Here is a 24455-nt window from a genome sequence, read left to right on the forward strand (position 1 = left end):
ACCGGCTCACCCGTAAACGGGTCGGTATATTCTTTAAAGTTTAATGTATCTTGTGCTATATCTTCTTGTAACTGATTGCAAATATACTCTTTTATCGCTCCTTCATATCGTCCTACCGTATCCACATAATATCCTCTACACCAAAATGTCTATTTCCATACTTATATTTTAAATTTGCGTGTTTATCGAATATCATGAGGCTACTTTTACTTTTTAAATATCCCATAAAACTTGATACGCTTAAATGTGGTGGAATTGTTACTAGCATATGTATATGATCTAGACAGCATTCTGCCTCGATAATCTCTACATTTTTCTCTTACATAAATCTCTTAGGATTTTACCTACATCAACTTTTATCCGACCATAAATTATTTGCCTTCTATACTTTGGAACAAAAACAATATGATATTTACATCTCCATTTACTATGTGATAAACTTTTTACGTCATTCATTGACATTGAACCTCCTATGTTAAAATGTTGTGGTTGCCAGACCAACTTCATTTTATCACTAGGAGGTTCTTTCCTTTTCTCTAAGAAATTTTACTGACCCCAAGTTTAACTGGGGGTTTAGTCATGCCTATTCGGCGTACAACAAAAAAAGACGTAACACCAATGGTATTACGCCTTTTTCGTATCTATAGAGTTTGTCATGAGAAGGTATTGTATCAGATACATATATTATTAACGATCAATTAGAACGCTGGGATGATAGCTCCCTTGTAGTGTTCTTCGATGAACTTCTTAACTTCTGGAGATTGTAATGCTTTAGCTAATTTTTGGATAGCTGGTTTATTTTCATCACCAGGGTTAACAGAAAGAAGATTTGCATATGGAGAGTCAGCTTTTTCTACGAATAAGCCATCTTTTGTAGGATTAAGACCAGCTGGCAACGCATAGTTAGCATTGATTACAGCTGCGTCTAAGTCTTGAATGGAACGAGGAATTTGAGCTGCTTCTAACTCAGTAATTTGGATGTTTTTAGGATTGCTAGTCACATCGAATGGTGTGTTAGTCAAACCTGTTGGATCTTTCAATGTTACTAGACCAGCACTTTGCAACAAGAGAAGTGCACGAGCACTGTTTGTTGGGTCAGACGGGATAGCTACTTTTGCACCATTTGGCAAGTCTTTCAAGTCTTTAATTTTTTGAGAGTAGATAGCCAATGGTTCGATGTGAACTGGTGCAAAGCTTACAAAGTTTGTACCATGATCTTTATTGTAGTTATTTTGGTAAGGTACGTTTGCAAAGAAGTTTGCATCTACTTCATGGCTAGATAGAGCCATATTTGGTTGGATGTAGTCTGTAAATTCAACGATTTGTAAGTCTACACCTTCCTTAGCCAAAATAGGTTTAACTTGTTCTAAAATTTCAGCATGAGGTACAGGATTTGCGGCTACCTTTAATACCTCTTTAGAGCCACTAGAGCTCGCGTTATTTGTGGAAGAGCCACAACCACTAATCAATAAGGACGCACCTAGTACGGCCGTCGCTGCTAATGCTAACCATTTTTTCATGTAATCCTCCTATCTACGATGAAAACCTACATCTCGGACGAGGACTCATACGTATACAACATTCGTAGATATTGTAATAAATCTATTTTTCTTAACTTGTATCTACATTTAATTATTTAATAATTTCGATGTTGTAAGTATAGCAATTTAATTCCCACTCGTATAATAGTTTTTACATATCAATTAATATAACCTTAATCTATAGCAAGATAAGAGTAATTACATTTAGCTATGCCAAGTACATAAAAACGGTACTAAGATGATTCCCCGTACTACTAGGTAATATACCTAATAGCTAAAATCATACTTAGTACCGTTATAAATGTCACCCTATATAATAAACAATATAATCAAAATCAAAAAATCAACTTATAGAGTTGACGTTGTTTGCTCGATAGAAATAATTACAGGTGCTGATAATTTAGCCTCTAACCAAGCTTTTATTCGTTCCAAATCTGCATCAGATATAGTGGATGTAGTATGGATAATCACCATATAGCGACTCGCTTTAGGCTGTTCTAGATTATCTATTAAAGGCATGCCTTCCACTTTGCTTACAAACGGGAATAACGCCTTTGCTTCAGCTTCTGTCGTTTTCATAGTATTTATAGTATCACTTACTAATTGATAAGTCGGCTGGTACAGATTACTCAAGTTTTTATATGTTTCAAGATTCTCTGAAGATTTATTCAAGTTTGTCTTATCCATAGTAGATTTTTTCTCATCTACGCTATTAACAAATCGTAATGTATAAGGCTGCAAGTACTCATCCTTCTGTAACTTGTCATCCAACTGGGCTTGCTCCTCTGAAGTTACAGGAGCTCCTATAACTACTATGTCTACTAGCTTATTCGTTTGATCCAATGAATAATCAATCACTTGTCGACGTCCATCTTGATTAATATCATTCTTAATAAACTGCTCCATATGATTTGACTCAGAATACTTGATGGTCATATCATAGCCTGCATAAATACTTGGTATAGCCATAATAAGACCAATCACGAGAAATATTAGCTGGTTACGACGAATAAGCTCTTCGTCTTGTTTATGGAATGGCAAACGATATACACCCTTTAAAACAATGAAAGATGCAAAGAAGATGAAGAATGTATTTATAAGGAATAAATAGCTAGCCCCCAAAAAATATTGCCAATTTCCATTAGCAAGTCCATATCCTGCCGTACATAGTGGTGGCATAAGTGCAGTCGCAATCGCAACCCCTGGTATAACATTATCTAAGGTCTTACGCGTTTGCCCAATAATCCCAGCTAACCCACCAAATATAGCAATGAATACATCAAAAATAGTCGGTTCTGTACGCGCTAATAGTTCAGAGGTAGCCGTCTGAACGGGAGAAATATAAAAATATAAAGCAGATGCCAAAACAGCAATCGTAATCTGTAAGGACAATCTTAAAATACCGCTTTTTACAACTGTAAAATTAAGCGTAGCGAAGCCAAAACCAGTTGCTAAAATAGGTCCCATCAACGGCGATATAAGCATAGCGCCAATAACAACTGCAGTACTATTCATATTTAACCCAATAGAGGCAATAAACATGGAGAGGATCAGGATAACCAACGCAGGTCCCTTAATCTTAGCCCCACCTATCAACCTTTTAGCGATAGTTGCATCATCAGCTCGCTCAAAATGTATATCAAAGTATTTATTTATTTTCATTCTTTCTCCTTATAATTTCATCAAATCTGCAAAGGTCCCTACGTTTACAAACATATGCTGTGTCGTTTTCAACATTTGAACCATTAAGATAGCTCCTGTCCCTTCCCCCATCGACATGTGGGCTTGAATAGGAACCATGTCTTGTGTAATATCTACCTCTGATAAAGCTAGCTCTGTGCCTTTTTCTCGAGAGTTATGAGATGGCAATGCATAATCCTTAACACGATCATTCATATGTACCGCACAAGCTGCCGCTACCGATGTAATAAAACCATCAATGACAAAAGGCTTTTTAAACCCAACACAAGCGAGCATAGCCCCAAGAATAGCAGCAATATCAAAGCCCCCTACATGGGCTACGATTTTACGAACTCTTTCAACTTCACTATCAGAAACGATACTAGCCTTATGCTTATCTAATACAGCACGCACAAAATCAATTTTTCGTTTCATCAAATCTGGTTTATTCGGCCAAGAACCGGGCCCTACCGTTTCAGTGGTATCAGCTCCAGTTAAGGCAGACAACACACAGGCAGAAGTCGTCGTATTACCAAGTCCCATTTCACCAAAGGAAAAAAGATTTATCCCTTGCTTTACATAATGTTCAACTCGTTCATAGCCAGCTTGAAAGGCACTATTAAATTCATCCTCAGTCATAGCAGGGTGGTTTAATATATTCTTTGTCCCCTTTGCGACCTTGCGATCCACTCCGATACCATCATCTGAGGCAATTCCTACATCCACAACTTCATAAGGAATGTTGTTAAAGTTACAAAACTGTGTAGCCGACGAACGACCCAAGAGCATATTACGCGACTGCTTTTGCGTTACCTCATAGTTATAACCTACATAGCCTTCCATATTACAACCATTATCAGCAGAAAATATGATATGCTGAGGTCGAATTTCACCACTAATCTCGCCCCAAGCAGTACAAATCTTTCGGAAATACTCCTCCCACAAGCCTAGACCGCCAGGGATTAGGCATTTTGGTTGAAGAAATCTATTTAATTGTTCCTCAATTGGTAATACTGACTTATCTTTCATTCTAATCTCTAGTCTGCAAAGAATATGCCAACTAGCCTTCTATTAATTCGATATTTTTCTATATAAAAGTATAACACAAATTATATAATTAGTAATATAGGTTTTGTACTAGTACTCATATATACGAATTATCCTCTCATCAGGGAATAATCTATGCTTTTTAGCCTTAAACTCTGGATTATTATTAGAATCAAAATATTCAATCGTATTTCTTAACTGCTCATGAGTAAAAGGACTAGTGCTTGGTTTATATTCAAGCTGATTAAACACAGCATAACGTCCATCGTATGTAACAAATTGTAACCTAGATTTTTTATCTGGATGATATGAATCTACTAATATTCCAGGTAAGCCATTATTCCATACCGCTGAATAAGTAGTATCATTTGGTTCATAGTACGGTCCCCAAATGCGCCAATATGTTTGTAAAGAATGATAAAAATTATACTCTTTATCTACAAGCACTTTATTTTCTATATCTGTACTATCAGGATGATCTACATCTAAAGGAATAATCTGAATAGAATACCAAATATCTCCTATCTCATACTCTATAAAAATATTGTTATCTAACATATAGAACATCTTCAACTCTGCACCTTTGGGAATGCGGAATGTCATGCCTTTACGAGTAATAATGTCTGTATATGAATCTATATCATTTAAATTCTTCTTACAAGGAACCTTGCTTCCCACTGGATACGATAAAAGAGTAGTCTTTTTCTCATCATGAATCAACTTATCCGTTGAATGATACAATCTCCCCCGAATTAAACTTAATTCTTGAGCATACGTTTCTTCTTCACGTAAATACCCCTTTGCTATGTCCTCGGTCCTCATTCGTTCTAAATGTCTTTGTAAATCAGCTTCAATCTTATCATTAGTTTGTTCACTACTAACGCACTTCTCTTTAGCACTACCAGAAATATCACTTTGAGTAACCGGCTCTTTTGCATGTACTTGTGAAGCCATAAGACTTAGCATTAACAGTGCAGCAATGTATGAATATATTCTTTTCACAATACAACTCCTTAGCTTTATAACAACCACTACAATCAACTTCAATCTCTACTAGTATTGTACCTTTTAATACTTGTAGAATCATCAAAGGGGCTGTAACAAAACAGCCCCTTTGTTCCAAATTTTATATACAAACTCTGCCCAACTCTAATGATACATATCTATATCTACAGTAATCATTCGCGTTCGTTCCGGATTAAACATAAAGTAAATCACTCTTGGCTGGTCATGATCAAAGTTATAGTAAACAACATATACTATATATTTCTCAGCTGATACTCGAGTACTATAATAATAATCTTCATTAGGATCATCACCGACACTCTGCCTGCCATCAATTAACCAGGGAAATAATTTCCAGTTTTGTCGTCGAATAGTGATAATCTCATAATAATTATCTATGTCACTAACCAATACATTTTTATCTTTTGGATATGTAAACGAATTAAGTGCTTCAACTGTAGTATCCTTGTCCCTGCCATTTACAAACGAATACCAAGCATTAGATTTAACAGTTTCCTCATACCTTGAAATCGTTACTTTATCACCATCTAATACTAAGCAACTATAATTTCCACCCAATCCTATTATCTCAGCAGAAGAAACCACTTTCAAACTCTCTGGTAAAGACTTAGGCGCTTGCAATTGAGATGGAATATAACCTGCTTTAGATGATGGCCATGTAGAGTACCACCGTTGAGTATCATAATGGGATAATCCTACAGCAGAAAACACTAAGGTAACAGCTAATGTAGGAAGCATACACAGAAAAAAGATAACATAAAAATATGATAAAAATCTTTTACGTACAGTTTTCTCACTATCAATAACTCTACATTTTTCAAGCAATAATACAATCGTGGCGATTAATAAAATCAGATAGTACATCCCAGAATACGAGATATAATCTGAGAAGAAAAATGTTAATACCCAAAGAATTATAAAAAACCATATACTCTTTCTATAAGGATCAGAAAAAAACAATTTCTTAAAGTAAATTAAACACTGTTGCATTTACGATCTCCACAACAATACCTAATCAAATTACTTAGATTGATAAAACACAGCTCGTGTCCCATCATTACTGATCAAAAGTTCCACAAAATGAGGCCTTTTAGTATTCCCATCATCTACAAACACATATAATCTATGATTTCGAGTAGAATTATATGTATCCTTGACTACTGTTTTTGTTACTTTTCGAGGTGCAAAGCGTAGCCACTCAATAAAAGTCCGTTCTGGCAAATTGAGGGATTCTTCTTCTATACTCTCTACAATACTATAGCTATTAGGGTGAGATATAAAACGCTTTTTCTCCCTAGTATCTAAATCACGTAATACACCATCCGCATCAATTTGCGCTGTATAGGCTGCATTTTGCTTTGCTATTGCCTCATATTGAGCAATTACTTTAGGGTCCCCCTCAAGTACAGTATATCTCTCTGGATATGCATTAGCCCAAGCTAAACTACTACGAAAAGCAGACGCTCTATAAATACCGTCGGGAAGTTTTTCTGGTCGTTTTAACCCATCTGGTAGTTCTCCACTATTAGGCCACCCTTGAGTCCAATCCATGGTACTATACTCGAAGGAATCAAATTGCTCAATGCTTGTTTTTAAGTCGTACCTAAACCAATCGCTTACTAACCAAGAAAAGCTGAGGGTAAAGGCAATATACAAACACCAAGCCAACTGAGTGTGCCTTTTTTCAGATATGGACTGTTTCTTAAAGCGCCTATATTGTAGAAATATACTCGATACTATGGCTATGCCAAAAACAATATATGTAATAGGCGCTATATTAAATAGCACTACCACAATTGCAAACAACACGCATAGTAGAACTGTTAATAGACCATAAAATCCTTGGAACAAAACTCTCTCCTATTATGGACAACACATAAAACATCTTCAGCACTTAAAACATCTTTTTATACAATGCTTCTATATCTTCACGGCTTATTTTAGCTACTGTATTAGCTATATTGCCTGTAGCTACAACGTATACATTATCTACGAGCCATGGAATGTCTTTTTTCGTAAATCCTAATTCTGTAAAGTTTGTAGTAAGGTCTAGGTCATGTACGACTAGGCGTAATGCTTCGCCTAGTTCGGAACCATCTCCGTGGTTAAATATCCGAGCTAAGACACCAAATTTATCAGGGTTTGCACTCCATGTATATTCCACCGCAACAGGTTCAATAACGGCAAGGCCTACACCATGGGTAATATCTTTAAGGCCACTTGCCGGATGTTCCATACCATGTGCTAATGTTACACCAGCTGTATTAATAACCATGCCCCCAATTGTGCTAGCTAATGTAACAGACTCCCAAGCTTTTGTGAGTTGAGTTTCGTTGAGAACAGCTGGTTTGCCTTCCGCCCTTGCTTTCACATGTTTATATAGTGGTACAAGGTATTGTGCTAATAAGGTTACAGCATAATGAGCTAACGCATCGGTGAAAGGTTGCGCCGTTTTAGATGTATAGGCCTCGATGTTGTGGCATAGTGCATCAAAGCCTACAGATGCCAATACATGAGGTGGCATTGTGCCCATTACGGCAGGATCTACAATAGAAACCTTTGGCACAATAGCATTGCAGCGTAAAGATTTCTTATCACCTGTTTCAGGATTAGTAAGAACACCAAAACCGTTGCCTTCAGAGCCGGTACCACAAGTCGTTGGAATAACAATAAGAGGCAGCGCATTATCACTAACTTTACGGTTGAAAATATAGTCGTTAATATCGCCTTCATTCACCGCCATAAAGGCAATCCCTTTGGCACAGTCCATGATGGAACCACCGCCGATAGCAATAACCATATCACAGCTTTCAGATTTAGCTAACGCAGCGCCGTCTAAGGCTGTCGTGGTCAATGGATTGGCATCTACTTGATCAAACAATACATGACCGATATGAGCTGCATCAAGCTTTGCTACCACCCGGTCATATAAACCAGATTTTTTAGCACTAGTACGACCAGTTACAATAAGTGCTTTCTTGCCGTACGGTGCAACAAACTCAGCAACATTATCTACTTTATTCCAACCAAATTGGATATTTACAGGTAAAAAATAAGAGAATTCCATGTGATAACCTCTTTTCTTTGAAAACTACTTCTTAGTGTTATTGTAAAGGATATTTAAAAGCATGTAAAACCTCATAGGGCTTTCACTAGAAAACAGGTATACTAATAATAAGAGGGGTATTTATATTTATATTTATAGAGGGAGAGAACATCTATGAAATTTGCCATTAAACATTTATGGTCTTCGCTGCGGGACCTAGCAACGCAGTCGCCTATATTACTGGCATTAATTGCCATATTTTCATGTACACCGTTGTATATTGAACAAGATTGGTTTGCCGAAATCGACATTAAGCTATACTCACTGTATTTCTTTATCGTTATATTACAAAGCTATATAACAAGGGCTCGAAAGTTTTCCGTTTTATATACCTTAGTAAGTATCGGAATCAGTGTTGGCCTTTATATGATTCACGAAAGCTACGGCTATGTGCGGGGTATTGAACTGGCTACGGAAAATATATCGTACCTATGGCTGTACTCCATGATTGCCTTGTATTTCACATCGCCTGGTGAACACTACATCGGTGAAATCATTAACCGCATCAAACGGATTGGCATCACCCTTGTTACGTCTACGATATATAACATTGTTATCATCATGAGTTTATGGTTCTTCTTCATCATCGTGGACCAACCATTCAACTTTGAAGAAACCATTTTTAAGGTACTCGCATCCATTAATATGTTCATTTGTCTATCTATGGTATGTTCTTACAAAGAGGATCCCGCAGGTCCTCCAGCACCAAACTCATTTTTTACTGTTATATTCGGCATCATCTTGCCTAAGGCGTCCATTATTACAGGCATTCTAGCTAATATCTATTTAGTCTTGATCCTGTTAGGGCTTCGAGAGGATACGCGTTTCTTCTATACCTATTATCCGTATGTAGCCATTTTCTACCTATTCTACTTGGCTAGCTTTAGATCTAGTGAAAGTAGCAGAACACAGCAAATCCTATGTTTCTTATTCATTACGTTAACTACACTGTGCTTAGCTCTTATCGGTAAACGTGTGATTAATGAACCAGTTCTCTGGCTCAATACGATTTACGTGAGTGCATTCAATTTAATCTTCTTAGTACACAATGTATACTCTCTTGTGAAGGGTTTAAAACCATCTGTACACACAACAGTTATGGCTCTTGCCTTAGGTACTGTTCTCTTGACGCCATTCATAGGATATGCAACGTATCGTGAATTTGTGACCTATACTAAAGTTGATGGCGAATGGCATGCAAGCCTACCAATAGCTGCTACCTTTGACCCTAACTTCACGGACTATGGCACACCATATGTCCCTGTAGATGATTTAAAACTGCCAGATACAAACCCAACAAACGGCAGACGCGTCGAGTATATCAATTTTGATGCTTTGTCTGCACCAAAGGTTATCTCTATTGCAGGATACGATAAATACATTGAAAACATCGAGTTAATTGTATACGAACAAGATCTTAAAGAATACCAAGTAGAGTCTGCCAACTTCGACTCCATCTCCTTCAAGTTCCTCAACAACGGCCTTGATTTAGAGGTATCTCTACCAAATGGAGTAACAGAGGTTCATCATATTTATGATAAGTTCCTTACAGTCGATAAAACAGCTATCGATCCGGTCATTATAGAAGGCAATGGATATAAGTTATTAATTACGTCGTACTTCATAAACCAATTCGATACACGTAAACTTAAATTTAATGTACTTTATAATTAAGCATATAATACAATATAGTAATAATTACAACATCATATATAATATGACAAAAGCAGTACCCCGGAAGAGGTACTGCTTTTATTCATCAATCTAACTTGGCTAGAATATGTTGGGCAAAGTCTTGGGCTGCTTTAAAATCATCTTCATTTGGGTGTACTGCAGCTTGTTTGTGACGTGCATCGCGATCAGCAGATTGACCGTGGCTATGCCCTTTCGGGAACATCTTGTACATCATTTCGATGACCTTAGGATCTACCTTGCCTTGGCAGATAAAGGTTCCTACAGGCTCTACGCCATCTGGTAAACAATTGGCTGCATTGATTAAACTTTCCTTTGCATGTGCCATTTGCGGTGGTACGCCTGCTGTTGCAAACAAGGCAATATGAGGATTATCTAATGTACCGAGTACATCACGAGCTTCTTTATTAGCTGTCCCTTTATCCACCCAAAATCCTGCAAACACAAGATCATAGGATGCTATATCGGAAGGCAATTCTTTCATGGACACACATGGTGTACCTGCTGGCAATACGCTAATAATAGCCTCTGCCACTTGTTTCGTATTTCCCGTAAGGGATGAATATATAACAATAGACTTCATGTCTTACCTCCTATTTACTATATATCTATTATAGGACATATATGACATGCTTTTAATAAAATAAATCACAATAGTATATAGAACGATATAGAACGGAATTTTATATACTGTCACGTACTATTTTACTATTCACAAAAGAGATACATCATTCAAAATCATCATACATATATGCTCTTTATATAGTACTTTCTAGCATTTATAACTATATCGATAAATTTAAGTATTCTATATTTATAAATTTCTAAATGTCAATATTGAATGTATAGAATTTTTTCGCTATAATCGTAACATAATGTATAAGCTCAATAGGAAAACTACAACATATAGTAGTTTTCTTATTTTTCTGATTAGACTTAACTTAAAGATATTTTATACTTTTCAGTCTAATCTTATATATGCTTAGATTAACAGTTTTATTACTTTTAAGACTCAAGGGGAACAGTAATGGAGATTATGATCAAGAAACGGGATGGCCATTTCGAGCCTTTATCCGTTGAAAAAACGAAACGTATGATTGCCTTCGCATGTTTGGGGTTAGATTCTTGTGATCCACTAGAATTGGAGTTGGATGCAAAGTTACAATTCGTTGATGGCATGACTACTAAAGAGATTCAAAAAACTTTAGTACAAACAGCTATTGAAAAGGTTATCTCTAAAAAAGACGACGGTTTCGGCAACCAAGTTAATAAAATGAACCAAGATTGGCAGTTTGTAGCAGCTCGCCTCTTCTTGTTCGACCTCTATAAAGAAGCAGCTATCACTCGTCGTTATAAAGCATTCGGTTATGGTAACTTCCCAAATCTTGTACATATGCTTGTAGAAGAGAAAAAATACGCTAACTTCTTCGTTACAGAATATACACCTGATGAATTGCAAGAGTTAGGCGATTACATCAAACCTAAGCGCGACTACCTCTTCAACTATGAAGGTCTTAAATTATTGGCTGACCGTTACTTGGTAAAAGGCTTCAACAAAGAAATCTTTGAATTGCCACAAGAACGCTTCATGGCTATAGCAATGCACTTGGCATTGGTAGAGGGCAAAAACAAAGTAGAATACGCTAAGAAATTCTACGATTTGATGAGCCAGTTAAAAATGACAACAGCTACACCTACATTGGCAAATGCTGGTACACCATTCCATCAGTTGTCCTCTTGCTTCATCTCTGGTGTAGATGATAACTTATGGTCCATTTACGACGTAAACAGCAAGTTCTCCCGCGTATCTAAACACGGTGGTGCTCTTGGTATCTACCTTGGTAAAGTTCGTGCATTGAACTCCGACATCCGCGGTTTCAAAAACTCCTCTGGTGGCGTTATTCCTTGGATCCGTTTATACAACGATACAGCTGTTGCAGTAGACCAATTGGGTAAACGTAAAGGCGGCGCTACAGTAACACTTGATATTTGGCACAAAGACTTCTACGAATTCGTAGAGCTTCGTACAAACAATGGTGACGACCGTCGTAAAGCACACGATATCTTCCCTGCTATCTCTGTTCCAAACATCTTCATGGAGCGTATGTTAGCTCGTGAAAACTTCACCCTCTTCGACCCTCATGAAATCTTGGCTGTAAAAGGCTATGCTCTAGAGGACTTCTACGACACAGACGATAACAAAGAGTTCACAAAACGTTACCTTGAATGTGAACAAGATCCGAACTTACACGGCATCGAAGTTCCAGCACTAGACATGATGAAAAAAATCATGCGCTCTGCTGTTGAAACTGGTACACCATTCATCTTCTTCCGCGACACTGTAAACGCTGCAAACCCTAACAAACATGCAGGTATGATTTACGCATCTAACTTGTGCCACGAAATCGCACAAAACGTTGGCTTCACAAACCTTGCTGAAGAAATTATCAACGAAGACGGCACTATCACTACAAAAACAAATACAGGCGACATGGTTACATGTAACTTGAATTCCATCAGCCTTGGCCGTATTACTGACGAAGAATTAGAAGAAAACATTGCCCTTCAAATTCGCATGCTAGACAATGTTATTTCCATTAACCAAGCGCCGGTACCAGAGTCTCGCATGACATCTGATAAATACCGCGCTATTGGTCTTGGTACGTCCGGTTACCATCACTACCTCGTAAACCACGATATCCAATGGGAATCTGATGAGCACATTGAAGTAGCGGACAAATTGTTCGAAAATATCGCTTACTATTCCATCAAAGCCTCCATGGAATTGGCTAAAGAAAAAGGTGCGTACCCTGCATTCAAAGGTTCCGAATGGGAAACTGGTGCATACTTCACACGTCGTGGCTACACATCTGATCGTTGGAAACAATTGGCGGCAGACGTTGCTAAATACGGTATTCGCAATGGTTACTTGATGGCTGTAGCGCCTACTGGTTCTACTTCCAACATTGCAAATACTACTGCTGGTATCGACCCAATCTTCAAAAAATTCTTTATCGAAGAAAAGAAAGGTTCTTTCACCCCAAAAACAGCTCCAGATTTGAACAACAAAACATTCTGGCTCTACAAAGAGGCGCATACAATCGACCAACAATGGTCCATCAAAGCTTGTGGCGTACGTCAACGTCATATTGACCAAGCACAATCTTTCAACTTGTATATCACACCTCAAATGAAAGCGAAAGAAATCCTAGATCTTTATGTTGAGGCCTATAAACAAGGTATCAAAACAATCTACTACATCCGTAACCAATCCCTTGAAATGGATGAATGCACTAGCTGCTCCTCCTAATACGAGATGTGTTTATAAATCTGATGACGACCTATAGCAGTATAGGTCGCATCGTTGTATAAAGGAGTCCTACTATGGATAAAAAACTGATTTTCAACGAACATGGTGAACGTGGCACGCAATCTATGATTGGCGGCAACACCACAAACCTTCGCGAATGGAACCGTATCAAGTACGACTGGGCGAACCAAATGTACCGTACAATGCTCAACAACTTCTGGATTCCTGAAGAGATTTCCTTGAACGAAGACGTTAAGCAATTCCCATACTTAACAGATTACGAACGCCGTGCATTTGACAAAATTATTGCATTCTTGAACTTTCTTGATTCTATTCAATCTGAAAACTTGCCTAACTTAAGCCGTTATATTACAGCATCTGAAGTGGCATCTTTATTGAATATCCAAGCATTCCAAGAAGAAATTCACGCTCAAAGTTATTCCTACATTTTGGACACTGTAACAAATCCTATTACACGTGACAAAATCTATGACGAATGGCGTACAGATAAGACATTGCTTGCTCGTAACCGCTTTATCGCCGATGCATACCAACGTTTCAGCGACGATCCTAGCGAAGCAAACCTTATTCATACAATCATTGCCAACTATATCTTAGAAGGTATCTACTTCTACTCTGGTTTTAGCTTCTTCTACACATTGGCACGCCAAGGTAAAATGACAGCTACATCCACTATTTTCAAATACATCAACCGCGACGAAGTAACTCATCTTGTATTATTCCAAAACATCATCCGCGAGTTACGTCGTGAACGCCCTGACTTGTTCACTCCTGAACTGGAAGCGAAAATCACTGACATGATTCGCCAAGGTGCAGAAAACGAAATCGCTTGGGGTCAATACATCACTGATGATAAAATCCTCGGCCTTAACAACGTTCTTATTGAACGCTACATCAAATACCTTGCCAATATCCGCTTAGAAGCAATCGGCTTGCCTCATCTATACCCTGAAATCAAAGAAAATCCTATGGAATGGATTGAAAGCTTCTCCAACTTGAATAGCACAAAAACTGACTTCTTCGAAGCAAAAGTTACAAACTATACAAAAGCAGCAGCATTTGATTTTGATGATTTAGAATAATAACAAAAAAGATAAAAGAAAAAGTGATTCTCACGGTGAGAGAATCACTTTTTTCATTATAAAGGTTATTCAGTTAATAATGGTTAGCCAGCTGTATATGGGCCGAATCGACCTGCAAATAGATAGGACCCCATTTTACCAAGTTTGGCAGCAAAGACAGAAGCTACGATACCTAAAACAATCATAATCCATGCGTTATCAGCATTTACACCGTTAGCAATAGCGATATAGGCTTGTGCACAGGAAAGAATAAAGTAAATCACTGTTAAGTAAATCTTTGCTTTAGGAATTTTAGATGTTCCTGTTTTGTAACGTAATTTACTACTAATATAACCAGAAATACCACCAATAATAACGAGGAGTGGTAAAATCATTGCTACTAATGTAATTGCAGAGAATAATATATTTGCAATAGATGGAATCAACAATGCAATAACAGGTACTAAGAAAGAAGCTACTGTTGCTACGATTGGGAAATGTACCGCAATTGGATGTAAGTGAAGATCTAGCAATTTTTCACGTTTTGGATCAATGCGACGTGGCTTGTAATCCATCCAAACTGTTGGAGGGAAACCACATGCTGGACAAGGTTGATCCCTGTACTTAGCTTCCTCAATATATCCGCATACACGGCAAATTATCCATTCAGTACCTTGTTCAGGTGTTGGTTTAGCTGCGGTAGAACTTGTTGCTGCCGTAGCTGCTTTTTGTTCTGCTGTCATAATGAATTCTCCTTACTTAAGAAATTCTATATAATCAAATAATAGTTAATATTTATATATATGTAAATATATATAAATATTATAGCATAATTCTCTAAGTAAATCGTAAAATTTATATACTTATTTATAAATTAAATGTATTGTTATACTAATGTACCTATAATCAAAGGCAATGGCATTTGATCTTGATAACTTAGAATATAACAAAAAAGATACCCAATCCAGATCTTTGAATTGGGTATCTTTTTATCGTTTATATTTAGAAATAGTCCCCAACGCCACCCTCGTTTTTACAGTCGACACATGGTAATACATTATAAATTGTATCAATACATTTGTGCGCAAATAGGCCTACACTGTAGATTAGCATTCGCCCCATGAATGTATTCATAAAACGCTTGGTAAAAGCAAAAGTTTTGTGTCCACCCTGTATCAAACTACCAACTATATAGATATTAGCTTTCAATCAATTCGGTGGTCCAGTTAGCAGACTGTAATAGATTGTCTAATAAACGAACTTGTTTTGCGATGTAATCAGCTTCTTTTTGAATATCTTTGACATTGACGGTCGGGATTAATTTGATTTCAGACCCTCTCGCACGAAAATTGATACTACCTGCGCTAGACGCCAATGTCCTATAAGCACTTAAACGCAATGCAGCACTATCTTTTTCCGCAATAACTTCAGTAATAGAACGACCTTCTACAATAGTTTTGCAATTTGTTAAATTAATATGTGCAATTAACTTTTGTAGTCTAGTTACACATTGATCTAATGTTTTTAAAAGCTCTTCAGGGTTCTCATTCGGTGTTTCCCCTTCTTGCACTAAACTATTTTGAGTCAAACGAAGCTCTAAATCGCTAATTTTATAATTCAAATCAGCACGTTCTTGTAATGCTTCTGCTAGTTTCATAAACTCTCACCTCATATTTTGAAATATATGGATATTAATATACTGACTGAACTAATACAAACTATTATATTTAGTATCTAGTTTCTTATAATACTTTCCACATCATCACATGTGGACAGTCTTCATCAAGGTATTCTTCCCCTTCTGCCTTATAGCCAAGGGATTCGTAGAATGGTTTTGCCTGTACTTGCGCTGATAAGGAGCAGGTCTTAAATCCATCGCGGCGAATGCCGTTTTCTGCGGCCATCATAATCTTAGTACCTAGATGTTGTCCACGATACAACTTACGCACCGCCATACGGCCAATATGGGCATCCCCTTCTTCGTTGCTTGGGAAATAGCGACATGTACCTGCTGGCTTACCATCGATATATAAAAGGACAAATTTTGCTATTTCATCTATTTCATCGAACTCGTCTTCAAAACCCTGTTCCTTCATAAATACATCGATACGAATTTGTTTTATTTCATCAGTTATATGATCTAAGATTTGAATCACCATATCGCCTCCACTGCTACTCATATATCGCTATTTGTGTAAAATTATTTTTGTTATCCATAGTTACTATCATTGCCTTAGTTAAGTAAGGTAATGAAAACGCCTAACGTAATGAGGTGGCTAGACCTCTAACACGTTAGGCGCATCATTTTTACCCAAATTTTAGATGAGCCTAACGCTACCGACACGTTGATTGGCTCTCTTTATAAACTCATTATACTACAATTTAGTCATGAATAGCAAAAATCATTTTTATACAAAAAGTCTTATTATATCTGCATTTCAAATAATTTATTAAGCACATTGTTTTTAAAACTTCCATGAAATTCTTTTTTAGGTATTGCATAATTTTATCATTTGGGTTTATACTATATCCATAATTTTTAGAAAGGAGCAACCAAAGATGACTAACCAAATTAGCACAGCTACAAAACAATACTTTTATTGGTTCTTTATCCAACGTACGGGTAAGGAACTATTTGTGGTACGCTAATTAAGGATTATTCAATATTAGTTGCTTAGAATAGTAAAAGGGCTACCCGTATTAGATTACGGGTAGCCCTTTTTGTTTGCTATCCGTATGGTAAGCCCTACTATTCACTGTAGTTAAAAGGAGGAATTATCATGATTATTACATTGAAACAAAACGCAGCAGCGGAAGAAGTATCCCGTTTACGCGGTGAATTAGAGGCTCAAGGATTCGTTATCCATCCAGTAGAAGGTACTCGATACAATATTCTAGGACTTATCGGTGATACTGCATCTCTTGATGCCCGTCAAATCGAGTCTCTAGATTTCGTAGATAAAGTAACTCGCATTCAAGAGCCATACAAAAAAGCAAACCGCAAATTCCATCCAGATGATTCTGTAATCAATGTTGGTGGTGTCCTCATCGGTGGTGGTCACTTCGCAGTAATGGCCGGTCCTTGCTCTGTGGAAACACCTGAACAAGTATTAGCCACTGCTAAAGCATGTAAAGAAGCTGGTGCTACCATCCTTCGTGGCGGCGCTTTCAAACCTCGTACATCCCCATACTCCTTCCAAGGTATGGGCCCAGAAGGCTTAGAGTTATTAGAGCTTGCTAAAAAAGAAACAGGTCTTCCTATCGTTTCTGAGGTTATGGATATCTCCCAATTACAATACTTTGATAATGTAGATATGCTTCAAATCGGTGCTCGTAACATGCAAAACTTCACGCTTTTAAAAGAAGTGGGCAAATTAAATAAACCAGTTCTTTTAAAACGTGGTTTATCTGCAACATACGAAGAATGGTTGATGGCTGCTGAGTACATCATGTCCGAAGGCAATGAACAAATTGTATTATGCGAGCGCGGTATCCGCACATTCGAAACAAAGACTCGCAATACCTTAGATGTAACAGCAATTCCTATGATGCATGAATTATCTCACTTGCCAATTATCATGGACCCTAGCCACGCAGCAGGTATGAGCCGCATGGTTCGTCCGCTTTCACTTGCATCCGTAGGCGGCGGTGCAGACGGCCTTATGATCGAAGTTCACAACGATCCAGCCAAAGCATTGTGCGACGGTCCGCAAGCATTGCGTCCAGACCAATTCACTAGCCTTATGAAAGAAATTAATGCGTTACGCCAAGCATTGGTAGAATGCACTAAATAATCTTACATATCACACAAATAAGCTAGTATCCGTTATAATAGATACTAGCTTATTCTTTTAAGAAAGGAACCGTTATGACTCGCATCCATATTAATGCATCTACACCGTATGATGTTGTCATCGAGGAAGGCGCTTTACAACGCATCACCGATTATATTAAACCATTAAAACCAAATTGCCGTGTTATCATCGTCAGCGATAGCAATGTAGCGCCCCACTATTTGGACTCTGTGAAAGCTAATATGGAACATGCGGGTTATACTGTTTGTGATTATGTTTTTCCTGCTGGTGAAAGCTCCAAAAATGCTCATCAACTCATCAATTTAGTAGAATACATGGCGGCCCAATCATTGACTCGCAAAGACTTGCTCATCGCCCTTGGCGGCGGTGTTGTAGGCGATATGGCAGGATTTGCGGCAGCGACCTATTTACGTGGTATCGACTATGTTCAGGTTCCTACATCCCTATTAGCCGCAGTAGACTCGTCTGTAGGTGGTAAAACTGCAGTCAATCTCGAAGCCGGCAAAAACCTATGGGGCGCTTTCAAACAACCAATTCTAGTCCTTTGTGATCCAGCTACACTCAATACATTACCTGAAATGGAATGGATTAATGGATACGGTGAAATTATCAAATATGGCTTTCTAGACGTACCGGGCTTACTCACGCAACTTGAGAATAGACCACTAATTAAACATCGCGGTAGTGTAAGTGGCGTTATTGCCCGCTGCGTACAAGCAAAAGCGGATATCGTGGAACAAGACGAACGCGAATCTGGCGTTCGTGCCCTCTTAAACCTCGGTCATACCTTTGGTCACGGCATCGAAAAAGCGAGTCATTTCGAGGTGCATCACGGTTATGCCGTTGCCATTGGCATGGTCCTCATGGCACAAGGTGCTGTCAAACATGGAGAATTAGATGCAGAGGCTTTAGAGAAATTAAAAGCCCTCATCAAAGCACACGATTTGCCAACCACAACAACAATTTGCAAAGAAGAGATTCTAGCTGCCGCTAAGCACGACAAAAAAAGCGAAGGAGCAACCATTAAAATCGTAGTACCTACTAGCTATGGTCACAGTGAACTCAAGGTAGTAACGCACGAGGAACTTGCTACCTATTTAGATTAAGGAGATTTATATGCATTCTGTAACGAACGCCATCCCTACTGGGACTATCGCGTCCATTCCTGCAAAAGCTCATGCGCACCGTGCATTGATTTGTGCCGCTCTCGCCAGCTCACCATCTACCATACTACTGAGCCGCACCTCTAAAGACATCGATGCAACTATGGACTCCTTACGAGGCTTAGGCGCACACGTTGTGTATGAAAATAAAGTTGTCACTGTTACACCTGGTCCTGCACCAACAAAGGGCAATGTAGTTCCCCATGAATCTGGTACCACATTGCGCCTCTTATTACCAGTGGCAGCATCCATTTGTAATGAGGTAGATGTGGATGCAAAGGGGCGTTTACCAGATCGCCCTTTAGAACCCATGCTCGGTGAAATGAAAGCTCACGGCGTAACATTCTCCCAAGATAAACCACCATTCACTATGACAAGTCTTCTCCAAGGTGGTCAATTTAGCATGGTTGGCGATGTGAGTAGCCAGTTTTTCTCTGGATTATTGTTAGCAGCCCCACAATGTGGAGGCGCTACAGTTACATCTACTACACAACTTCAATCTAGCGACTATGTAACATTGACGACTACAACGATGGCAGACTTCGGCGTAACCGTTGACCATACACCCGCACGTGGCACAGTACAAGAATCCTTTACGGTAACTGCTAATGCTACTTTTAAAGGTCAAAGTAATTACCAAATCGAAAGCGATTGGTCCAATACAGCGATTTGGATGGTTGCTGCCGCTATGACAGGCCAACCTATTACCATTACGGGTATGAACCAGAATTCTGTACAAGCTGACCGCCGCATCATGCAGGTCATCGAATCCTCAGGGTGCACTATTACATGGGACGACATGAATATCACTGTATCAGGTCGCGCTAGTAAGCCAATCCATGCCGACCTCGAGCAAATGCCCGATATGTTGCCAGTTATGGCAGCCCTCGCTTGCTCTATCCAAGGTGAAAGCTCCTTTGTTAATGGTGCTCGCCTACGGTTAAAAGAATCAGATCGCCTCGAAACCGTTGCTAATCTCGTCAGAGATTTAGGAGGCACGGTTCGCGAAGATGGTGATGACCTATATATCATCGGTAGTGGTATACTAAAAGGAGGACAAGGTGATTGTGTTAACGACCATCGCCTCGTTATGGCAGGCACATTGATGGCTCTCATTAGTGAAACCCCTGTCATCTTACAAGATAGCGAAGCTATTACAAAATCCTATCCTGACTTTTTCGAGGACTGGAACATGCTAGGTGGCAATGCACAGCAAGTATAGCGTCCTAGTCACAGCTAATGCGTTTCAATAGATAAGAATACTAGTCATACATACTATAAGTAGGAGTTAATATAATGGCATCTAATTTCGGTAAAACCATACAAGTATCTACCTTTGGCGCGTCTCATGGGTACGCCATCGGTGGTATCGTGGAAGGCCTGCCTTGTGGACATACCATCGACATCGACGAGCTACAAGCCTTCTTAAAGCGCCGTGCGCCAGGTCAAAACCAATTACAAACACAACGTAAAGAAGCCGATATACCTGAATTCTTAGCAGGTATGGTAGATGGCATGCTCAGTGGATCTCCATTGGCATTTATGATTCGCAACACCTCTCAGCACTCTAGCGATTACAATAACTTGCGCGACATACCTCGTCCATCGCACGCGGACTTTACGGCTCGCATGCGCTATGGTGACAAGGTAGATATGCGCGGTGGCGGCCACTTCTCGGCACGTCTTACAGCACCTCTTTGCGTAGCTGGTGGCATTGCACTACAGTTATTGCGTGAAAAAGGTATCGAAATTCACGGCCATTTAAAACAAGTTGGTACAATCCAAGATACTCCTATCGATATGGTTCATCCAGATATGAAAGCACTCCGTGAAATTGCTACAGAACCAATTGCTATGCTCGATGCAGACAAGCGTTTTGAAGTAGAAAACTTTGTCATGAAACTAAAAAAAGATGGCGACTCTACGGGTGGTATTGTTGAAGTTGTGGCTACAGGTCTACCAATTGGACTTGGCAATCCAAACTTTGATGGCATTGAAAACCGATTAGCTCGCGTTATCTTTGGCGTACCTGCCATCAAAGGCGTGTCCTTTGGCGGTGGCTTCGACATGTGTTCTCGCCTTGGATCAGAAGTAAACGATGCTTTTACCATGGACGGCGATACAATCACAACAACTACCAATAATAGCGGTGGCATTCAAGGCGGTATCACCAACGGCTTGCCCCTCATTATGCAAGTGGGCATCAAGCCTACTCCATCCATTTATAAGGAACAACATTCTGTGTCTCTTTCAAAAAAAGAGGACACGTTGCTCACCATTAAAGGTCGTCACGACCCATGTGTAGCGCTTCGTGCTGTACCTGTTATCGAAGCCGTTACGGCCCTTGTCATTCTTGATTTCTTAGGAGATATTGACCATGAACTTAGATGAAGTACGCGTTAAGATTAACGATATAAACGACCAAATGCTTGCCCTCTTCAAAGAGCGCATGGAACTCTCTAAGGACGTAGCGGCTGCAAAAAAAGAAATGAATAAGGCTATTTACGATGCCAAACGAGAGCGCGACATCCTCGACAAGGTAACAAAAGATGCAGGTCCAGACCTCGATCTATATGCACGACGCTTTTTTGAAGCATTATTTAGCTTGAGTCGTACATACCAATCTGAGCAACTATTCCAAGACAATGAATTTACTTTGAAAATGAAAAAAGCCATCGAGCAATCTCCTACTTTGCCACCTCAACGGGGCAGTGTAGCTTGCGCCGGCGTATTCGGCAGCAATGCTCAAATGGCGTGTGATAAATTATTACCTCTCAGCCAAATCCATTATGTAACGGGTTTCCGTGCCGTATTCGATGCCGTAGAGTCAGGGGAATGTCAATTCGGTGTATTGCCTATTGAAAACAGCTCCAATGGTTCTGTTAAAGAAGTATATGACCTCTTAGAAGAGCGCAAATGCTATATCGTTCGCGGCACACGCCTTTGGATTTCTCACGACTTGCTCGTGAAAAAAGGAACAAAACTAGAAGATATTCATACCATAATTTCCCACCCTCAAGCGTTGGGCCAATGCAGTCACTTCCTAGATAAGTTAGAGGGCGTAGAATTACGCTCCTATGATAACACGGCTCGAGCTGCACAGCTCGTTGCGGCTAGTGATGACCCAGGGGTGGCAGCTATCGCAGCACCGCAATGTGCAGACCTATATAATTTGTCTCCATTGCTAAGAAACATCCAAAATAGCGACAACAACTATACGCGCTTTATCTGTATTAGTAAGGACTTCCACGTATACCCAGGAGCTAATAAAATCTCAGTAGTAACGACAGCAAGCCATGCTCCAGGGGGCCTTGGTACATTGCTCACCAAATTTGCTAACATCGGTGTGAACCTTACAAAACTTGAGTCCCGCCCTATCGTAGGACATAACTTTGAATTCTTGTTCTACCTCGATTTGGAAGCATCCTTAGCAGATCCAAAAGTACTCTCCGTGTTGGCAGAGCTCCACGCATCGCAAGATAAATTCCGCTTGCTCGGTAATTATCCTGAAAATTAATATTTTCCTCTATGGTAGTGCTTATTAATGGCATATATAGTACAATGGATATAGTTTTAAAACTCCAATGGCTAATAGGTGACAGCCTATTAGCCATTTTGTGTATATTGACCTAGGAGGTCCTATGAAATTTGGTTTACTTGGCCGTACGTTGGGCCATAGCTTTTCCCCACGCATCCACAATGCTTTGGGAAATACTAATTATGAATTATTTGAACGAGAACCGAGCCAACTGCAAGAGTTCTTCGCAAATCCAGAATTACAAGGTATTAATATTACCTTCCCTTACAAGGTGAATGCCCTTGAGGCTTGCGATGTAGTTGACCCTCGCGCGGAACGCATTGGCTGTGTAAACACGATGGTCCGTAAAGACGGCAAATGGCATGGTTACAATACAGACTACGATGGATTTGTATTCACCCTAAAACACGCTGGTATCGATGTATCCGGTAAGGAATGTATCATCCTTGGCGATGGCGCATCTTCTGCTACCGTTCACGTGGCTCTTGAAGATCTAGGTGCTAAGAGCATCACGCATCTATCCCGTAAAACAGCTCCGCTCTATACCGATGCACCTAATTACTACGAAACAGCACAGATTATCATTAACTGCACGCCTATCGGGATGTATCCGCATAATCCGGCTAGCCTGATAGATATTATGCAATTTTCCAAATTAGAAGGCGTTGTAGATCTCATCTACAATCCGCGCCGTACCGTTTTGCTTTTACAAGCAGAAATGATGGATATTCCTCATTGTGATGGTCTACCTTTCCTCGTGGCACAAGGCGTTGAGGCAGCTAATCATTTCCAAGGTGAAAGCTTTGGCACCAAGGAAATCGAGCAAATTTTGCGAGATATGCGCCGTGAAAAGGAAAATATCATCCTCATCGGCATGCCTGGTGTTGGGAAAACAACTGTAGGCAAGGCAATCGGCAAAGAGATGGGCCGTACTTGTATTGATGTCGATCAAGAGTTAGCAAAAGAAATCGGTGATATATCCACATATATTACGGAGCAAGGGGAAGCAGCATTCCGTGAAAAAGAAGCAGAAATGATTGCAAAATTAGGCACAGAAACTGGCCTTGTCATCTCCACTGGTGGCGGCTGTGTAACAGTACCTAAAAACTATGCACATCTACGCCAAAATGGTCGTATTTACCAATTAACGCAACCTGTAGAAAAACTATCTACGTCAGGTCGTGTTCTCTCTAGTGGCGGCATAGAACGTTTACGTGAACTCGAAGAAACTCGCACTCCAATGTATAAAAGCTTTGCACAATGCATCGTAGAACATAATCGTAATGCACCGGAAACAGTGGCAGCTATACTAGAAGACTTTGAAGCAAGCTTATTGTAAGAGTTTATATAACGGTATTCATAAGATTGTTTCCTCTATATAAGTAAGGGCTTCTACATCTATAAAAGTAAGAGCATTTACATCTGTATTTCTAGATAAAACTAAAACTCATATCA

Annotated in this window: 20 protein-coding genes and 1 pseudogene; 9 read left to right on the top strand and 12 right to left on the bottom strand. The window is 39.2% G+C overall.

The window, feature by feature from the left end; translation table 11 throughout:
• The 8 genes and pseudogenes from tnpA to E7L28_RS07775 form a co-directional block, all read right to left on the bottom strand.
• Positions 1–456 (bottom strand): annotated as a pseudogene (gene tnpA, locus E7L28_RS07740) (IS200/IS605 family transposase); the annotation flags it as partial.
• 242 nt (positions 457–698) lie between these two features.
• Complete coding sequence (locus E7L28_RS07745; RefSeq protein WP_295793341.1) at positions 699–1520, bottom strand: MetQ/NlpA family ABC transporter substrate-binding protein; 822 nt, start codon at positions 1518–1520, stop codon at positions 699–701.
• 369 nt (positions 1521–1889) lie between these two features.
• Positions 1890–3203 carry a DUF389 domain-containing protein gene (locus E7L28_RS07750; RefSeq protein WP_287533219.1) on the bottom strand — a complete coding sequence of 438 codons (1314 nt, stop codon included), beginning with the start codon at positions 3201–3203 and terminating at the stop codon, positions 1890–1892.
• A 9-nt stretch (positions 3204–3212) separates the two neighbouring features.
• The gene (locus tag E7L28_RS07755) at positions 3213–4250 is read right to left on the bottom strand and encodes a nicotinate-nucleotide--dimethylbenzimidazole phosphoribosyltransferase (protein WP_287533218.1); all 1038 of its coding nucleotides are present in this window, start codon (positions 4248–4250) and stop codon (positions 3213–3215) included.
• 108 nt (positions 4251–4358) lie between these two features.
• On the bottom strand, positions 4359–5270 hold the full coding sequence (locus tag E7L28_RS07760; protein ID WP_316604294.1) for a hypothetical protein: 912 nt from the start codon (positions 5268–5270) through the stop codon (positions 4359–4361).
• A gap of 147 nt (positions 5271–5417) precedes the next feature.
• The gene (locus E7L28_RS07765) at positions 5418–6284 is read right to left on the bottom strand and encodes a hypothetical protein (RefSeq protein ID WP_316604295.1); all 867 of its coding nucleotides are present in this window, start codon (positions 6282–6284) and stop codon (positions 5418–5420) included.
• 30 nt (positions 6285–6314) lie between these two features.
• Positions 6315–6962: a hypothetical protein gene (locus E7L28_RS07770; protein WP_316604296.1), complete on the bottom strand. Its 648-nt coding sequence runs from the start codon at positions 6960–6962 to the stop codon at positions 6315–6317.
• A 226-nt stretch (positions 6963–7188) separates the two neighbouring features.
• Positions 7189–8361: an iron-containing alcohol dehydrogenase gene (locus E7L28_RS07775; protein WP_316604297.1), complete on the bottom strand. Its 1173-nt coding sequence runs from the start codon at positions 8359–8361 to the stop codon at positions 7189–7191.
• Between the two features lie 153 nt (positions 8362–8514).
• Between E7L28_RS07775 and E7L28_RS07780 the strand changes: the two genes are divergently transcribed.
• Positions 8515–10074 carry a hypothetical protein gene (locus E7L28_RS07780; RefSeq protein ID WP_316691762.1) on the top strand — a complete coding sequence of 520 codons (1560 nt, stop codon included), beginning with the start codon at positions 8515–8517 and terminating at the stop codon, positions 10072–10074.
• Positions 10075–10159: 85 nt separating this feature from the next.
• Here the strand turns inward: E7L28_RS07780 and E7L28_RS07785 are convergent, their stop codons facing one another.
• Complete coding sequence (locus E7L28_RS07785; protein WP_316691763.1) at positions 10160–10675, bottom strand: flavodoxin family protein; 516 nt, start codon at positions 10673–10675, stop codon at positions 10160–10162.
• A 444-nt stretch (positions 10676–11119) separates the two neighbouring features.
• Between E7L28_RS07785 and E7L28_RS07790 the strand changes: the two genes are divergently transcribed.
• Both E7L28_RS07790 and E7L28_RS07795 read left to right on the top strand, forming a co-directional pair.
• Positions 11120–13402, top strand: a complete 2283-nt coding sequence (locus E7L28_RS07790) for a ribonucleoside-diphosphate reductase subunit alpha (RefSeq protein ID WP_316691764.1) — start codon at positions 11120–11122, stop codon at positions 13400–13402.
• A gap of 74 nt (positions 13403–13476) precedes the next feature.
• A complete protein-coding gene (locus E7L28_RS07795; protein ID WP_129823396.1) occupies positions 13477–14505 on the top strand; it encodes a ribonucleotide-diphosphate reductase subunit beta in 1029 nt (342 codons plus the stop codon).
• A gap of 83 nt (positions 14506–14588) precedes the next feature.
• Here E7L28_RS07795 and E7L28_RS07800 read toward each other — a convergent pair whose 3' ends face one another.
• From E7L28_RS07800 to E7L28_RS07810, 3 genes are all read right to left on the bottom strand, one after another.
• Positions 14589–15227, bottom strand: coding sequence for a hypothetical protein (locus tag E7L28_RS07800; RefSeq protein ID WP_316604085.1), 639 nt, complete (start codon positions 15225–15227; stop codon positions 14589–14591).
• 455 nt (positions 15228–15682) lie between these two features.
• Positions 15683–16141 (bottom strand): DIP1984 family protein, encoded by a 459-nt coding sequence (locus E7L28_RS07805; protein ID WP_316604084.1) that lies wholly within the window; start codon positions 16139–16141, stop codon positions 15683–15685.
• A gap of 85 nt (positions 16142–16226) precedes the next feature.
• Positions 16227–16643: a GNAT family N-acetyltransferase gene (locus tag E7L28_RS07810; protein WP_316604083.1), complete on the bottom strand. Its 417-nt coding sequence runs from the start codon at positions 16641–16643 to the stop codon at positions 16227–16229.
• A 621-nt stretch (positions 16644–17264) separates the two neighbouring features.
• Between E7L28_RS07810 and aroF the strand changes: the two genes are divergently transcribed.
• The 6 genes from aroF (at position 17265) to E7L28_RS07840 (ending at position 24339) form a co-directional block, all read left to right on the top strand.
• Entirely contained in the window at positions 17265–18278 is a 1014-nt protein-coding gene (gene aroF, locus E7L28_RS07815; protein WP_008602305.1) for a 3-deoxy-7-phosphoheptulonate synthase, read from the top strand.
• A gap of 74 nt (positions 18279–18352) precedes the next feature.
• Entirely contained in the window at positions 18353–19405 is a 1053-nt protein-coding gene (aroB, locus tag E7L28_RS07820) for a 3-dehydroquinate synthase (protein WP_316055476.1), read from the top strand.
• Between the two features lie 10 nt (positions 19406–19415).
• Complete coding sequence (gene aroA, locus E7L28_RS07825; RefSeq protein WP_316055477.1) at positions 19416–20684, top strand: 3-phosphoshikimate 1-carboxyvinyltransferase; 1269 nt, start codon at positions 19416–19418, stop codon at positions 20682–20684.
• A 74-nt stretch (positions 20685–20758) separates the two neighbouring features.
• On the top strand, positions 20759–21853 hold the full coding sequence (gene aroC, locus E7L28_RS07830) for a chorismate synthase (protein ID WP_316055478.1): 1095 nt from the start codon (positions 20759–20761) through the stop codon (positions 21851–21853).
• Entirely contained in the window at positions 21840–22979 is a 1140-nt protein-coding gene (locus E7L28_RS07835) for a bifunctional chorismate mutase/prephenate dehydratase (protein ID WP_008602300.1), read from the top strand. Before aroC ends, E7L28_RS07835 begins: the two co-directional genes overlap by 14 nt.
• A gap of 124 nt (positions 22980–23103) precedes the next feature.
• Positions 23104–24339 (top strand): shikimate kinase, encoded by a 1236-nt coding sequence (locus E7L28_RS07840; RefSeq protein WP_316692189.1) that lies wholly within the window; start codon positions 23104–23106, stop codon positions 24337–24339.
• Positions 24340–24455: the final 116 nt, after the last annotated feature.

Source organism: Veillonella parvula (genome assembly GCF_032575955.1).
Taxonomy (GTDB): Bacteria; Bacillota; Negativicutes; order Veillonellales; family Veillonellaceae; genus Veillonella; species Veillonella parvula_J.

Bases quoted from the DNA above. Each gene is read 5' to 3' on its own strand.
- E7L28_RS07755 (WP_287533218.1), bottom strand. From the start codon at position 4,250: ATGAAAGATAAGTCAGTATTACCAATTGAGGAACAATTAAATAGATTT.
- E7L28_RS07785 (WP_316691763.1), bottom strand. From the start codon at position 10,675: ATGAAGTCTATTGTTATATATTCATCCCTTACGGGAAATACGAAACAA.
- E7L28_RS07800 (WP_316604085.1), bottom strand. From the start codon at position 15,227: ATGACAGCAGAACAAAAAGCAGCTACGGCAGCAACAAGTTCTACCGCA.
- E7L28_RS07765 (WP_316604295.1), bottom strand. From the start codon at position 6,284: ATGCAACAGTGTTTAATTTACTTTAAGAAATTGTTTTTTTCTGATCCT.
- aroF (WP_008602305.1), top strand. From the start codon at position 17,265: ATGATTATTACATTGAAACAAAACGCAGCAGCGGAAGAAGTATCCCGT.
- E7L28_RS07840 (WP_316692189.1), top strand. From the start codon at position 23,104: ATGAAATTTGGTTTACTTGGCCGTACGTTGGGCCATAGCTTTTCCCCA.
- E7L28_RS07795 (WP_129823396.1), top strand. From the start codon at position 13,477: ATGGATAAAAAACTGATTTTCAACGAACATGGTGAACGTGGCACGCAA.
- aroC (WP_316055478.1), top strand. From the start codon at position 20,759: ATGGCATCTAATTTCGGTAAAACCATACAAGTATCTACCTTTGGCGCG.
- E7L28_RS07745 (WP_295793341.1), bottom strand. From the start codon at position 1,520: ATGAAAAAATGGTTAGCATTAGCAGCGACGGCCGTACTAGGTGCGTCC.
- E7L28_RS07790 (WP_316691764.1), top strand. From the start codon at position 11,120: ATGGAGATTATGATCAAGAAACGGGATGGCCATTTCGAGCCTTTATCC.
- aroA (WP_316055477.1), top strand. From the start codon at position 19,416: ATGCATTCTGTAACGAACGCCATCCCTACTGGGACTATCGCGTCCATT.
- aroB (WP_316055476.1), top strand. From the start codon at position 18,353: ATGACTCGCATCCATATTAATGCATCTACACCGTATGATGTTGTCATC.
- E7L28_RS07775 (WP_316604297.1), bottom strand. From the start codon at position 8,361: ATGGAATTCTCTTATTTTTTACCTGTAAATATCCAATTTGGTTGGAAT.
- E7L28_RS07810 (WP_316604083.1), bottom strand. From the start codon at position 16,643: ATGGTGATTCAAATCTTAGATCATATAACTGATGAAATAAAACAAATT.
- E7L28_RS07835 (WP_008602300.1), top strand. From the start codon at position 21,840: ATGAACTTAGATGAAGTACGCGTTAAGATTAACGATATAAACGACCAA.
- E7L28_RS07805 (WP_316604084.1), bottom strand. From the start codon at position 16,141: ATGAAACTAGCAGAAGCATTACAAGAACGTGCTGATTTGAATTATAAA.
- E7L28_RS07750 (WP_287533219.1), bottom strand. From the start codon at position 3,203: ATGAAAATAAATAAATACTTTGATATACATTTTGAGCGAGCTGATGAT.
- E7L28_RS07780 (WP_316691762.1), top strand. From the start codon at position 8,515: ATGAAATTTGCCATTAAACATTTATGGTCTTCGCTGCGGGACCTAGCA.